Source organism: Chryseobacterium sp. C39-AII1 (assembly GCF_039672645.1).
Lineage (GTDB): Bacteria > Bacteroidota > Bacteroidia > Flavobacteriales > Weeksellaceae > Chryseobacterium.
In genome coordinates, this window is record NZ_JBDFPQ010000003.1 from 1 (window position 1) to 14,033 (window position 14,033).

At 34.6% G+C, this 14,033-nt stretch carries 11 protein-coding genes; 3 read left to right on the forward strand and 8 right to left on the reverse strand.

From position 1 onward, the window contains the following. Positions 1-161: 161 nt before the first annotated feature. The 4 genes from ABEG63_RS05745 to ABEG63_RS05760 all read right to left on the reverse strand — a co-directional run bounded on the left by ABEG63_RS05745 (position 162) and on the right by ABEG63_RS05760 (position 4,867). Complete coding sequence (locus tag ABEG63_RS05745) at positions 162-872, reverse strand: VTT domain-containing protein (RefSeq protein WP_267406350.1); 711 nt, start codon at positions 870-872, stop codon at positions 162-164. An 85-nt stretch (positions 873-957) separates the two neighbouring features. Further along, on the reverse strand, positions 958-2,070 hold the full coding sequence (prfB, locus tag ABEG63_RS05750) for a peptide chain release factor 2 (RefSeq protein ID WP_312400116.1): 1,113 nt from the start codon (positions 2,068-2,070) through the stop codon (positions 958-960). Positions 2,071-2,224: 154 nt separating this feature from the next. Beyond that, positions 2,225-3,184 (reverse strand): T9SS type A sorting domain-containing protein, encoded by a 960-nt coding sequence (locus ABEG63_RS05755; RefSeq protein ID WP_346583671.1) that lies wholly within the window; start codon positions 3,182-3,184, stop codon positions 2,225-2,227. A 327-nt stretch (positions 3,185-3,511) separates the two neighbouring features. Then, on the reverse strand, positions 3,512-4,867 hold the full coding sequence (locus tag ABEG63_RS05760) for an AAA family ATPase (protein ID WP_346583673.1): 1,356 nt from the start codon (positions 4,865-4,867) through the stop codon (positions 3,512-3,514). A gap of 160 nt (positions 4,868-5,027) precedes the next feature. On the opposite strand from ABEG63_RS05760, the gene ABEG63_RS05765 reads away from it, so the two are divergent. Further along, entirely contained in the window at positions 5,028-5,930 is a 903-nt protein-coding gene (locus ABEG63_RS05765; RefSeq protein WP_346583676.1) for an ABC transporter ATP-binding protein, read from the forward strand. A gap of 2 nt (positions 5,931-5,932) precedes the next feature. Next, positions 5,933-6,778 (forward strand): ABC transporter permease subunit, encoded by an 846-nt coding sequence (locus tag ABEG63_RS05770; protein ID WP_346583678.1) that lies wholly within the window; start codon positions 5,933-5,935, stop codon positions 6,776-6,778. A 35-nt stretch (positions 6,779-6,813) separates the two neighbouring features. On the opposite strand, the gene ABEG63_RS05775 is transcribed toward ABEG63_RS05770, so the two are convergent. After that, positions 6,814-7,365: a DUF4468 domain-containing protein gene (locus ABEG63_RS05775; RefSeq protein ID WP_346583681.1), complete on the reverse strand. Its 552-nt coding sequence runs from the start codon at positions 7,363-7,365 to the stop codon at positions 6,814-6,816. Positions 7,366-7,473: 108 nt separating this feature from the next. Then, positions 7,474-8,463 (reverse strand): peptide-methionine (R)-S-oxide reductase MsrB, encoded by a 990-nt coding sequence (gene msrB / locus ABEG63_RS05780; protein ID WP_346584068.1) that lies wholly within the window; start codon positions 8,461-8,463, stop codon positions 7,474-7,476. 929 nt (positions 8,464-9,392) lie between these two features. On the opposite strand from msrB, the gene alaS reads away from it, so the two are divergent. Beyond that, positions 9,393-11,996, forward strand: a complete 2,604-nt coding sequence (gene alaS, locus ABEG63_RS05785) for an alanine--tRNA ligase (RefSeq protein ID WP_346583683.1) — start codon at positions 9,393-9,395, stop codon at positions 11,994-11,996. A 389-nt stretch (positions 11,997-12,385) separates the two neighbouring features. Here the strand turns inward: alaS and ABEG63_RS05790 are convergent, their stop codons facing one another. Next, the gene (locus ABEG63_RS05790; protein WP_346583685.1) at positions 12,386-12,679 is read right to left on the reverse strand and encodes a GIY-YIG nuclease family protein; all 294 of its coding nucleotides are present in this window, start codon (positions 12,677-12,679) and stop codon (positions 12,386-12,388) included. A 195-nt stretch (positions 12,680-12,874) separates the two neighbouring features. After that, the gene (locus ABEG63_RS05795) at positions 12,875-13,498 is read right to left on the reverse strand and encodes a hypothetical protein (protein WP_346583687.1); all 624 of its coding nucleotides are present in this window, start codon (positions 13,496-13,498) and stop codon (positions 12,875-12,877) included. Positions 13,499-14,033 lie beyond the last annotated feature (535 nt).

Sequence of the window (14,033 nt, forward strand, 5' to 3'; positions counted from 1 at the left end):
GGCGCGGCTTCGCCGCGCCGCCGAAACATAAAGAAATAGCGAGTGCGGAAAGCGGGAAAAAGCTTCAAATAAAAATAGCTATTTCGATAGAATCAAATAACTCCTAAAAAAACAACCCGCTCTAAAGAGCAGGTTATTGATATAGTTTATTGAATTTAATGCTATTTATTTTCTTCTTCGTCGAAATTATGATTTTCATACTTCGAAAAATCCTGTTTCTTTCCGAATAAGAATTTAAGAATAACTGGTAAAGTGGTTACCAAAACGATGACAATGATAATCAGTTCCAGTTTTTTCTTTAAATCAATTCCGAATTGCTCCATGAATAATTTGTCAAGGTAATGTCCTGCAAAAATCAATAAGAAAGACCATAAAATAGCCCCGATGATATTATCTCTCAGGAATGCTTTTTTATCCATCTTTACAATTCCCGCAACAATTGGAGTAAACGTTCTTACCACAGGTAAAAATCTTGCCATAATAATTGCTAAAGCCCCGTTTTTTTCAAAGAAATCATGTGCCTGATACAAGTATTTTTTCTTGAAAAGCATCGTATCCTGCTTCTTATATAATGCAGAACCTGTTTTTCTTCCAAAATAATATCCAACCTCGTTACCAATGATTGCAGCCAGCGCAACCGCCGATGCTAAAAGGAAAGTATCGAAAAAGTCGCTTCCCGTAGATCCGAAAGTCTCTTTGATGATATCAACAGCATAAATTCCTGAAACAAAAAGAAGTGAGTCTCCTGGTAAAAAGAATCCTACAAACAGACCTGTTTCAGCAAAAATAATGAATAAAATAAGCCAGAACCCGCCTAATTTTATATAAAACTCTGGATTTAGTAAATCTCTCCAGCTATTGAAATCTTCCATACACTTTGTTATACGGCAAAAATAGGATTAATAAATGTCAAAACGAAATTTATTCTAACAATTTAACGAAATTTAAATATGATTTTTATAGGTCTAAATCATCATCCGAAACTGCCGTTCCATCCGCCATTAGAAATGCTTTCAGGAAAGGCGTAAGATTTCCGTTCATCACAGAATCTACATCCGAAGTCTCATGCCCCGAACGTACATCTTTTACCAATTTATAAGGATGCATGACGTAATTTCTGATCTGGCTTCCCCACTCGATCTTCATCTTATTGGCTTCGATCTCGTTACGGGCTTTCATACGCTCTTCCAGTTCCATTTCATATAATCTTGAACGAAGCAATTGCATTGCCTTTTCTTTATTCTGAAGCTGTGAACGTGATTCTGAGTTTTCAATAATAATTCCTGTTGGCGCGTGACGAAGACGAACCGCTGTTTCCACTTTGTTTACGTTCTGACCTCCCGCTCCGGAAGACCTCATCGTTTCAAATGAAATATCGGCAGGATTGATATTAATTTCAATCGTATCATCCACCAAAGGATAAACATATACCGATACGAAACTCGTGTGACGCTTCGCATTAGAATCGAAAGGAGAAATCCTCACTAATCGGTGTACCCCGTTTTCACCTCTTAAATAACCGAAAGCAAATTCACCTTCAATTTCAAGCGTTACGGTTTTTACTCCGGCAACATCACCTTCCTGGAAGTTCAGTTCACGGATTTTATAACCTTGCTTTTCAGCCCACATGGTGTACATTCTCATCAACATAGAAGCCCAGTCACAACTTTCTGTACCGCCTGCTCCAGCTGTAATTTGTAATACCGCAGAAAGTTCGTCACCTTCGTTGGAAAGCATATTTTTAAACTCAAGGTCTTCGATTTTTTCGACTAATTGAGGGAATGTTTCATCCAGTTCTTTTTCAGAATCAGGATCTTCTTTAGCAAAATCTACCAAAACTTGTAAATCTTCAAACTGAGTATGGATTTCATCATAGGCTTCTACCCACTTTTTCTTAGAACGAAGCTGCTTTAGAAAAGCTTCTGCCGTTTTAGGATTATCCCAAAACTCAGGTGCAGCCGTTTTCTCATCATCATTGGCAATTTCTATCTTCTTTTTTTCGATCTGAAGATATTTATATAGGTCTTCAATTCTTGATTGAATTTCTTTTATCTGGTCGTTGTTGATCACGAATATATAATTTTCAGCAAAAATACGGATAAAATTATGAGTAAGGAATAGTTGATGTTGAAGGACTAACTTCCAACATATAAAATTTTATCACAAAAGAAAAGCCAGCTTCAAAAAGCCGGCTTGAGGATCTAACAATCAAGTTTACTATTGTTTATTTTTTAACAACCTTTTGAGAAGTCATTGTTCCGTTTTTATTTTTAAGTACAAGGATATAATTTCCTTTGTCTAATCCGGAAAGATCTAATTTTGATTGTGGCTGTACATTATTTTTAACCGTTTTTCCTGAAAAATCTAAAATATCAATGGAGGTAACCTCTGAAGCATCGGCTAAATTTAATTCATCTACAAATGGATTTGGGTAAATATTTTTAAGTTTAGACTGCTTCACATCTGAAACCGAAAGCAAAGAAGCCTGTGCCGAAATACCAAATACATTAATAACCGTAGTTCCCGTAGACGTTTTTCTGAAACCTACAGAATTTATCTGCTTCCCTTGATTAGCTGTATCTATCGCTAAAGTAATCTGGTAAATTCTCGGATTTGTTCCGCCCGCAGCATCTAAAGCATTTGTTCCGCGATGAATTCTGCCAATTCCCTGAATGGCATAATTGGTTCCTCCGTACCAATCCTGAAAATTTATATTGGTAAAAACCTGGTTTGTTCCATCCTGAAAATTCACTGTAATTTCACCTGTTGAAGGTCCGCTTCCGCTTACTGCAAGCACATACAGATTAGTTGCTGCGACTGGCGTTGCCAATGTTAAAACACCTACATCATTTGCATTAGGAAGCCTCAATGAATTGTCTGAAGAATAAGGCGCGAGTTGAAACGTTAAACCAGTTGTTGCCGCCACAACGGTGGTGATTAATCCATTCTCTGGTAAACCATATGTTAATGCAGCATCCGAAGCGTTTACTTTAAAATCTCTCGACATATAAGCAAAATTATCCGTATCCTTATCAAGGCTCATATTGGTTGAGGTTGAAGCTCCGCCAACGCCATTAGCAATAACGTCTGCGTTGAAACCAGTAAGGGATAATGGTTGATACGTTTGCGCATTTACCTGAGCCAAAGTCAGCATAACACCCAAAGAGAAGAGTTTTCTTTTCATAAATTCTATGTTAAATGTTGATTAGTTTTTTTTTGTAATATTTCTATTTTCATGACAAAAGTCATAAAAATTTAATCATCCTTTAATTTTTAAAGTAATTTTTTAAATATTATCACGAAATTTACCAAAATAACCAATGATAACCAAATTTTAAATTGAATTTTCTCCCATTCAAGAAATATTTATAAAAAAAGATGGCATATAAAATAGCACCATCTTTTATGATAAAACATCGAATTTATACTGTAAGCCCCCTTTTAAAAAGGGGTTTTGAAATATTTTAATAAAAAACTAATTTATGATAAGTATTGTAATTTATGATTAAAATCAGTTTTTGTTTTCTTCTTCTCCATTATGTTGAAAACCAATACTTCTTTGCGGTTCTTCAACAATTCTATAACTATCCAATTCCTTTTTCAAAGCCTGAATTCTGTATTGAAATTCATCAAAATTATTTACAATAGCATCACTCAAGAATCTTGCAATTTGATCCAGATATTCTTCTGTAAGTTTTGCAGTGGCGTCTCTTAAAGCTTTACTTAAAATTTGCTGATCTATTTTAAGATTTTCATTTCTTGTTTTCTGATAAAGATTTTTTATTCTCTTTTTCAAACTTTGCGTAAAATCGATCACCATTGTATTGCTAAAAACCTTCATTTGTGAAGATATTTCGTTCCAGAAAGGAATTTTATCTGCTTTATTATCCTTCAAGATTTTATACAATAAGGAATCTTTTTCAAGGTTTTTGGTCATTGCGTATAAAATTATCTCGGAACGCTCAGCCGCATTAGGCGGAAAAACGGGAATCATCACATCAAATCTTCCTGGCGCCAAAATTTCTTCATCAATTTCTGAAACAGAATTCGCTGAACCGACCATTAACAGATCTTCCTGCTCGAACTTACTGATATAATGAAGGATAATTTCCTGCGTTTCAAGATTACACGAAGCGACATTGGTTTCAGCTTTTCTTTCCATCATAATTTCATCAAAATCATCAAGAAAAAGCAAAACTTTGTCATCCTGCATCATAGTCACCAAAAAATCGTTGAAATTGGTTTTATTTCCGTCAACAAAAGAAGTTCCTAAATAATGTTTTTTTACTTCTTTGAATTGATAACCAATTATTTCAGCAATTTTATTCGCCCAAAAAATCTTACCACTTCCCGGAGGCCCATATAAAATAATTCCTGCAGGTTTATGAATTCCCCAGTCTTTAATCTGTTGCGGATTTAAAAATGGCTCCAAAACGCTTGAAATATAGAAGAATAAATCTCGGTACCCGATAAAATCACGATGTTTCAAGCTGGTTTTATGTCCGAAATAATCATAGACAAACTGATAATTTCCTCCTAATTTATTATCAATCCCATAACTTGAAATCGATGAACGGAAATAGCCATTATCAAAAATATTAGGATTGGTTTCCTTGATGGCTTCTTCCACTTTTTCTTTAGGTTTATTAATGGTTTCCGCGATTTGTTCCAGCGTTTTATTCTTATCAAGATCTTTTTCATAAAGTCTTAAAAAGTCGATATTTTCGCGGGCAAATTTTTCGAAATCTTCTTTTACTTCAAAATTGGTACTGATGCATTCCACCAGTTCAATATCAAAATCCTGTATAAATTGTTTAATTGCTTCTGCCGAAACATTTAATTCTTTTGCTAAATCAATTAACTTCATAAACGACTGATTAATTCTATCAAATTTAATATTAAAAAATGAATGAATCATTGTGATTACACTTTAAATAATAGATAAAATAAATAAAAAGAGTTAAAATTTTTCTCATTCTGTAACAATTTGTAAACTATATAGACTACTACTATGTAAAACAAATTACATGGAAAAAATTTTATCAGTAAAGAATCTGACAAAAAAATTCAAAAGAGTTGTTGTTAATAATATCTCTTTTGATGTAGAAAAAGGAAATGTCTACGGACTTTTAGGCCCCAACGGAAGCGGAAAATCTACCACTTTCGGAATGTTACTTTCCACCATAAATCCTACGAGTGGCGATTGGTATTGGTTTGGAAAAAAGGGAACCGATTCTGATACATTGAAGAAAATAGGCGCTATTATAGAGCAGCCTAACTTTTATCCTTATTTAAGTGCCGAAACAAATCTTAAAATTGTTGCAGAAATAAAAGGAACCCCTTACCAAAGAATTGATGAAGTTTTAACGACAGTTGGGCTTATTGAAAGAAAAAAAGATACTTTCAAAACTTATTCTTTGGGAATGAAACAACGTTTGGCGATTGCTTCTGCACTGCTGAACAATCCTGAAGTTCTTATTTTGGATGAACCTACAAATGGTCTTGATCCTGAAGGGATTATCCAGATCAGAGATATCATCAATAATATTGCAAAACAGGGCATTACGATCATTATCGCAAGTCATTTGCTGGATGAAATTGAAAAAATATGTAGCCATGTAATTGTGTTAAAAGAAGGAAATTCTATTTATTGTGGAAGAGTGGATGAAATGACTTCCAACAACGGCTATTTCGAGTTAAAAGCGGATAATAACACCTTACTTTTAAGTGCTTTGGAAGAATTGCAATGGTTTACAGCCATTAACCAAGACGGCGAAATCATCAAAGCGCAGATTCGTGATGATGCTTCCATTTCGGCTTCTGCTTTAAATCAGAAACTTGCGGAAAAAGGTATCTATTTATCTCATTTAACGAAGAAAAAACTGTCTTTAGAATCTCAATTCCTTGAACTTGTAAAAAACACAAATTAATTATGATAAAACTATTAAAACTAGAATATTATAAAAATCTGAATTACAGACCATTCAAGATTTTCACGATCCTGTATTTCCTTATTTTGATCGCTTTGCTTTTCATCGGATTGGTTGATTTTGATCTTTTCGGAGGAACGATTAACCTGAAAGAAGAAGGAATTTACAATTTTCCGCAAATCTGGAATTTCACGACATGGATTGTTGCTTTACTGAAAATTTTCCTTGGATTAATCATTGTTTTCTCGATTTCGCAGGAATTCAGCAACCGAATGTTTAAACAAAATACAATCGACGGATTAAGCAGAAAAGAATTCATCACTTCAAAGCTTTTAACCATAAGTGTTTTCACAATTATTTCTACGATAATTGTTTTTGTGATCACGATGTTTTTAGGCTTTCAATATTCCAACACCACAGAATCTGCAAAAGTAACGGAAGAAATTTTCTTCATCGGAAACTATTTCGTGAAGCTGTTCACTTTCTTTTGCTTTCTGATGTTTTTATCAATTTTACTGAGAAAATCAGTCTTTGTTTTCTTAGGATTTTTTGTTTTCTGGATTGCCGAAAGTATTTTATCTGCGGTTGAAGTATTCTCGAAAGTTCGCGGTACACAAAGTGTTGAAAGAAATGAGATTCTTCAGAACGACTTTTTCTTCAGCCATCTTTTGCCTTTGGAAAGTATGTCGAGCTTAATTCCCAATCCCATCATGCGATTGAAAGCAGCACAATTGTTGGGCGCAAAGTATGAACTTCACTATCCAACAGAAAGTTTGATTGCCTGTATAGTTTGGTGCGGCATCTTTATTTTTGCTTCTTACTGGATTTTGAGAAAAAGAGATTGGTAAATAAAAAAGTGATTCAAAATGAATCACTTTTTTATTTACCAATCTTCTTTTGTTATAATTGATTTGTTCATAGTTTCTTTTAAGTTATCAATTGAAAGATTGATCTTCCCAGAAATGATATCTCTTATTTCATTGGTAACTTTAATTTTATAGCTTTTCGGACCACCTGCAAACATTCCTGTCAAAGTAGAGAGCATTTCTTCATTTGTAATAATTCCTAAATTAACACTTTGACCTTCATGAATAAAATTGGTGAAATCATATTTATAACGACCATCTTTACAAGCAATTGTAACATCAAAAGTTATCCAACCTTCCCTAGCTGCAGATCCCATAAAAACCTTACTCGAATACTTTAAATTACCTCTTCCAACTAATATCTTATTATCAGTATCTTCCATAATGATAACTTCTTTAGGATTTTTAAAATTTTGTGCAAACCACATTTTTGCAGCTGTGTGTAAAGCTATGGATGACTTTGTAGAATCTGAAACTTTTACAACTTGAGAAAACTTTAATGGTTCTTTATCTTGAGCTTGTAGATTAATCAGTAAGATTAAAGCGAAAAATAAAAAGATTTTTTTCATGAAATTAATTTTTCGCAAATCTATGAAAACAAAAAAAATATTCGTTATAATCTTAACAAAGAAAGACTGCCTTTCGGCAGCCCTTCAATCACTTTCACTTAACACTTTTTATTTTTTATCTAAAAGAGAAATATACTCTCCATAGCCTTTCTTCTCCATTTCAGCTTTTGGGATAAATTTCAATGATGCAGAATTGATACAATAACGAAGGCCGCCTTTATCTTCAGGGCCGTCGTTGAAAACGTGTCCCAAATGGGCATCTCCGGTTTTACTTCGTACCTCAACTCTTGTCATTCCGGCAGATCGATCCAGCTTTTCTTCAATCAGTTTTTTGGTGATTGGTTTGGAAAAACTTGGCCATCCACAGCCTGATTCAAACTTATCGGTTGAGATAAAGAGAGGTTCTCCTGTGGTAATATCCACATAAATCCCTTCTCTTGTTTCATCCCAATATTCATTTTGAAACGCTCTTTCAGTACCATTTTCCTGAGTTACTCTGTATTGCTCAGAAGTCAATTCTTTTTTTAACGCTGCTTTATCCTGTTTTTGATATTTCATTTCTTTATTTTGCTTTTTAGGAAGCGGATTGGCATTTTTTGCCATTTCAAATAATCCCGGTTCAATGTGGCAATACCCTCCCGGATTTTTATCCAGATAATCCTGATGATAATCTTCCGCTTTATAGAAATTTTTCAACGGAATGGTTTCTACTAAAACCGGTTTGTTATAATTTTTTGCCAGTTTCTGAACTTCCTCTTTTATAATAGCTTCCGTTGCTTTGTCGGTCGAATAAATTCCGGTTCTGTATTGATCTCCTCTGTCATTTCCCTGTTTGTTTAAACTTGTTGGATCGATTGTTTTAAAATAAAGATCGATCAGAAGTTTTAAATCCACCTGCTCAGGGTCGTATTTCACTTTTACCGTTTCCGCGAAACCTGTGGTATGGCTGATTACCTCCTCATAAGTCGGATTCGTTTTATTTCCGTTGGCATAACCAACTTCCGTTCCTACAACGCCACGAATTTGTTGAAAAAAGTGCTCTGTTCCCCAAAAACATCCACCTGCAAAATAAACTTCTTTTACATTTCTATTGTCCATAATGGTCTCATTTTCTTTTTTACTGTCTGTAGATTTTTGTTTCGCATCTCCGCAACTCGTTGCGAATACAGCGATTCCCAAAAACATTCCTAATACAATTAATAGGTTCTTCATTTTTATCTTTTTATTCATTTTTAATTCTTTTTCCAATTAAAAATCTGCAAATAGTTGACTGCAAATTTCAGACTAATTTTTATGCAAAACCAAAGATAATGTCTATCGGAATGATAGCGGATTTACCTTTATTCTTCCACAAAATTATATACGATAAGTATTGAAAAATAGTTTTGATTTTTGAATAAAATCTTGAATTTATTTCAATATTTATTTTTGAAAGTATGGTAGACAATTTTTTAGTTCTGAAAATGTTTTACTTAGCAAAAACTGTCATTGCGAGGAATGAAATGACGAAGTAATCTCAAATTTATATATATAAATTTTGTCATTCTGAAAGAATCTAAACCTAGTATTAGGAAACAGTTTAGAAAGATTATGCTTAAATGCTTTTAGCATTATAATTTTTATTGAGATTGCTTCACCTTCGGTTCGCAATGACTGATAGTTTTATTGCCTTTTTTAAGTAAAGATTATTTTTTTTGACAAATCGTTCTAAAAGGTTATAATTCCCTAGCCCAGATTGAAGCATTTGTTTGAGCTCATTTATTCAGTTTCGGCTGCGGCTGGCTTTGCCAGCCGCAGCCGAAACTGAATAAATAGCGAGTGCGGAAAGCTGGAAAAAGCTACTGAAAAAGAAAGGAAGTCAGAGGCTGGATGATGGAAGTTTATATGATTGAGAATATAGATTTTTTCTTCCTAGAAATGATCCTATTTTACAAATATTTTAAAACGTAAAACTATTGTTTTACATTGGTTCAAAAACCTTAAATTTGCATCTTATCAAAATTGTAAAAGCAAAGCAATATATACTTATGACATCACAAGAAATACGTCAGAAATTTTTAGACTATTTTAAAAGTAAAGGTCACCTTATCGTTCCTTCGGCGCCGATTGTGCTGAAAGACGACCCTACCTTAATGTTTAATAACTCCGGAATGGCACAGTTCAAGGATTTTTTCCTGGGCTACAAAACGCCTACCGCCCCAAGAATTGCCGATACTCAGAAATGTCTTAGAGTTTCGGGAAAGCATAATGATTTGGATGATGTAGGCAGAGATACTTACCACCATACGATGTTTGAAATGTTGGGGAACTGGTCTTTCGGTGATTATTTCAAAAAAGATGCTATTGCTTTTGCCTGGGAATTGTTGACGGAAGTATACGGAATTCCAAAAGAAAATTTATATGTTACGATTTTCGAAGGTGATGCTTCTGAAAATTTAGACAGAGATCAGGATGCTTACGATTTCTGGAAATCTCACATTTCTGAAGATAGAATTATCAATGGAAACAAAAAAGATAATTTCTGGGAAATGGGTGAAAGCGGACCGTGCGGACCATGCTCAGAAATACATGTTGATTTGAGAACACCTGAAGAAAAAGCTAAAGTTTCAGGACTTGATTTGGTAAATAATGACCACCCTCAAGTAGTTGAAGTTTGGAATCTCGTTTTCATGGAATTCAACAGAAAAGCTGACAAATCATTAGAAAAACTTCCTGCTCAGCATGTTGATACAGGAATGGGCTTCGAGCGTCTTTGTATGGCACTTCAAGGCAAAACTTCAAATTATGATACTGACGTTTTCACACCATTAATTGCTAAAGTTGAAGAACTTTCTGGCAAAAAATATACGGGTGTTTTAGAAGACGAAAAAGATATTGCCATTCGTGTTGTGGTAGACCACATCAGAGCGGTTTCTTTTGCGATTGCAGACGGACAATTACCTTCAAACGGAGGTGCAGGCTACGTAATCAGAAGAATTTTAAGAAGAGGAATTTCTTACGCTTATCGATTCTTAGATATGAAAGAACCTTTCCTTTATCAATTGGTGGCTGTTCTTCAGGAACAAATGGGTAAATTCTTCCCCGAATTGGAGAAACAAGGAACTTTGGTTACGGAAGTGATTAAAAGCGAAGAAGAATCTTTCTTAAAAACTATTGAAAACGGATTAATTCGAGTTGAAAAATTAATTCAACAAACGATTTCCGAAAACAAAAAAGTTTTACCTACAAAAGAAGTTTTCGAATTATACGATACTTATGGTTTTCCGGATGACTTAACGAGAATTATCGCTGAAGAAAAAGGGTTAACCATCGACGAAGAAGGTTTTAAAGCTGAAAGAGAAATCCAAAGAAAACGTTCTCAGGATGATTCTGCTCAGAAAGTTTACGATTGGGTAACGTTGGAGGAAAGAGACGAAAACTTTGTTGGTTACGATCAACTTGAATCTGAAACGTATATTACAAGATACAGAAAAGTAGAAAATAAAGACGGAGAATTTTATCAGGTGGTATTGAGCGAATCGCCTTTCTATCCGGAAGGTGGTGGACAAATCGGGGATAAAGGTGTCCTTGAAAATGCTGCTGAAAGTTTCGAAGTGTTAGATACTAAAAAGGAAAACGGATTGATTATTTCTTTAATCAACGGACTTCCGAAAGATGCAGGTGCCCTTTTCTATGCTAAAGTAAATGTAACCGACAGAAAAAACTCTCAGGCAAATCACTCTGTAACACACTTGTTGCATGAAGCGTTAAGAGAAGTTTTAGGAACTCACGTTGAGCAAAAGGGTTCATTTGTGGGTCCTGATTATCTGCGTTTTGACTTCTCTCATTTCAATAAAATGACAGAAGAAGAATTGACTTTAGTTGAAGATAAAGTCAACCAGAAGATCAAAGAAAGCATCGCTTTACAGGAGTTCAGAAATATCCCGATTCAGGAAGCTTTTGATAAAGGAGCAACCGGACTTTTCGGTGAAAAATACGGTGATTATGTGAGAATGATCCAATTCGGAAGTTCAATGGAACTTTGTGGTGGAACTCACGTGAAAAATACCAGCGAAATCGGTCATTTCAAAATTGTTTCTGAAAGTTCTGCAGCGGCGGGAATCAGAAGAATTGAAGCTATTTCCGGAGACAAATCTGCAGAATATTTCAAAAATTTAGAAAAGCAAATTACTGAGCTTTCTCAATTATTGAAATCTAAAGATGTTGTAAAATCTATCGAGAAATTAATTTCAGAAAACTCAGCATTAAAAGCAGAAGTTGAAGCATTCAAAAAAGAAAAAGCAAAAGGCGAAATCGGCGACTGGAAAGGAGCTTACGAGCAAAAAGGCGATAAATTACTTTTAGTGAAAAGAACTTCTCTAGATGCAGGTTCTGTGAAAGATATCGTTTTCCAGTTGAAGAAAGAAATCCCAACTTCAATCACGATTATCCTTTCTGACGCAGATGGAAAGCCAATGATTACCGTTGGCGTTTCGGATGATTTGGCTGGAATTTATCAGGCTGGAGCATTGATTAAAGAGTTAGCTAGAGAAATCCAAGGTGGTGGTGGTGGAAACCCAGGTTTCGCTACAGCTGGAGGTAAAAACCTTTATGGTCTTGAGAATGCTTATCAGAAGGCTTTGAATATCTAAATGAAATAATAATCGCATTACGGTTTTTTATAAAATTAAATCCCTTTCAGTTTTTTGAAAGGGATTTTGCTTTATGTGATAAAGTGATTTCTCCCCGTCACTTCGAGTGATTTTTTGCAAAAAAATCGTATCGAGAAGTTTTTGATTTATAAACTGTCATTTACTCACGAGTTCTCGATACATTTTTCTCCGCTCCGCTACGAAAAACACTCGAACTGACGAAGCAACTTTGTTGATGGTAACCAAACGTCACTTCGAGTGATTTTTGAAAAAAATCGTATCGAGAAGTATATGATTTACAAGCTGTCATTTACTCACTGGTTCTCGATACATTTTCCTCCGCTTCGCTATGAAAAACACTCGAACTGACGAAGGAGTTAACGAAACCATTACCTATTAAAATTCTTTTTCGCAAGATTAGGCAGATCTTCATACCTTCCTTCAATTAATGCTAATTTTTTAGCCTGAGACCAATTCTTAATTTTTTTCTCAAAAGTAATTGCTTGCTCAATATCCATAAACTGACAAAAATAGACTAACTGCAACGGACGTCTAGAGAAAGTATAAGAACCAAAATATTTACCATCCTGATGCTCGTCAAAACGTTTGTAAACATTCTCGGTTACCCCAGTATAATACGTATTGTCCGAACAAAGTAATATGTAAACAAATGAAGTTTGCATAATTAAATTTATTATAATTATTAAGAGAAACTTTGAGGTTATCCGAATGCAACGTCACTTCGAGTAGATTTTTGAAGAAAATCGTATCGAGAAGTTTATGATTTACAAGCTGTCATTTACTCACTGGTTCTCGATACATTTTCCTACGCTGCGCTGCGAAAAACACTCGAACTGACGGCTCGAACTGGCAGAGATTCACAGATGACTTACAGGAGGAATTTCCGGTAATCCGCTTGGTGTATCATAAATAATGTAATCGTTGTATTTAGCTTCGTTGGTTTCATAGAAAATATCCTGACCGATGCCTGCATATTTTATAATCAATTGATACAGTCGGTTAAGCGCTTCTACACGCGCTTCTGTTACAACATCCCTATCGGAAATACCTTGCGCCTGTTTATCTATCCTGAGATCCAGCGCATCACGTTGAGTAATAAGCATGATCAGTTTATCAGAGGAAAAACCTTCGTCGGAAAGTTCTGCAAGATACTTATCTGCGGTAAGACTCATAATTTTAGCAACACGTACAATCTCGGCATCGCTTTGCTGGCTAATCATTGCATTACCAAACTCCTTGTATTTGGCACTGTACTGCCCGAAAACATTCTGTGCCATATTGAAAATACTGCGCATCGTTTTTTCCAGGGCTTTTCTAGCATCATCTTTTTGTTCGGTGAGATTCATTTTAACGGCTTCCAGCTGTTCGTCGCTTGCGAAGCTATCTACCGTATTTCGTACTTCTGTCAGTTCGTTCCTTTTGGTATCGTTATAACCACGATCTGCAAATTCGGCGATATCTCTGTCAATTAAGGCAATCAATTCATCTGCTTTTTGTTTCAGTACAGAATCTGCCAGATTAAAATTGCGTATTACCTGATCTTTTTTCATAATACATTTGTTTTTTTTATGTTTAAAATATAGGATTAAAACCTATTTATCTCGATTTTATAATGAGTTAATTTGTTCGAAAACAATACAAAGTACTGAAATATAACAATTTGTACTTGATTGCCCATTCGGAGTGGTTGATTGCCTCTTCGGAATACTTGATCGCTTCAACGGAGTGGTTGATTCTCTTTTCGAAACACTTGAAAGCCTCAACTAAATGGTTGAAAACTTCAACGGAATATTTGAAAGCTATTTCTAAACGGTTGAAGTAATCATCAAACCTATTGATTAATCTAACGGAATGCTTTACAAGCTTTTGAGTTCAGTAAGTTGTAGGAGATAATTATTTTTATGGAACTTGGCAGTGCTGAAAGCCTGCACATGAACTGCGGGATTATTTTTAAATATCATCATTTTGTTTTTTTGTTGTTCTTAAAACAAATATAAAAATATTTTTGAATAATAT

Excerpts from the sequence above, each read along its gene's own strand:
- ABEG63_RS05745 (WP_267406350.1), bottom strand. The coding sequence starts at position 872 with ATGGAAGATTTCAATAGCTGGAGAGATTTACTAAATCCAGAGTTTTAT.
- ABEG63_RS05755 (WP_346583671.1), bottom strand. The coding sequence starts at position 3,184 with ATGAAAAGAAAACTCTTCTCTTTGGGTGTTATGCTGACTTTGGCTCAG.
- ABEG63_RS05760 (WP_346583673.1), bottom strand. The coding sequence starts at position 4,867 with ATGAAGTTAATTGATTTAGCAAAAGAATTAAATGTTTCGGCAGAAGCA.
- ABEG63_RS05765 (WP_346583676.1), top strand. The coding sequence starts at position 5,028 with ATGGAAAAAATTTTATCAGTAAAGAATCTGACAAAAAAATTCAAAAGA.
- ABEG63_RS05770 (WP_346583678.1), top strand. The coding sequence starts at position 5,933 with ATGATAAAACTATTAAAACTAGAATATTATAAAAATCTGAATTACAGA.
- ABEG63_RS05775 (WP_346583681.1), bottom strand. The coding sequence starts at position 7,365 with ATGAAAAAAATCTTTTTATTTTTCGCTTTAATCTTACTGATTAATCTA.
- msrB (WP_346584068.1), bottom strand. The coding sequence starts at position 8,463 with ATGGACAATAGAAATGTAAAAGAAGTTTATTTTGCAGGTGGATGTTTT.
- alaS (WP_346583683.1), top strand. The coding sequence starts at position 9,393 with ATGACATCACAAGAAATACGTCAGAAATTTTTAGACTATTTTAAAAGT.
- ABEG63_RS05790 (WP_346583685.1), bottom strand. The coding sequence starts at position 12,679 with ATGCAAACTTCATTTGTTTACATATTACTTTGTTCGGACAATACGTAT.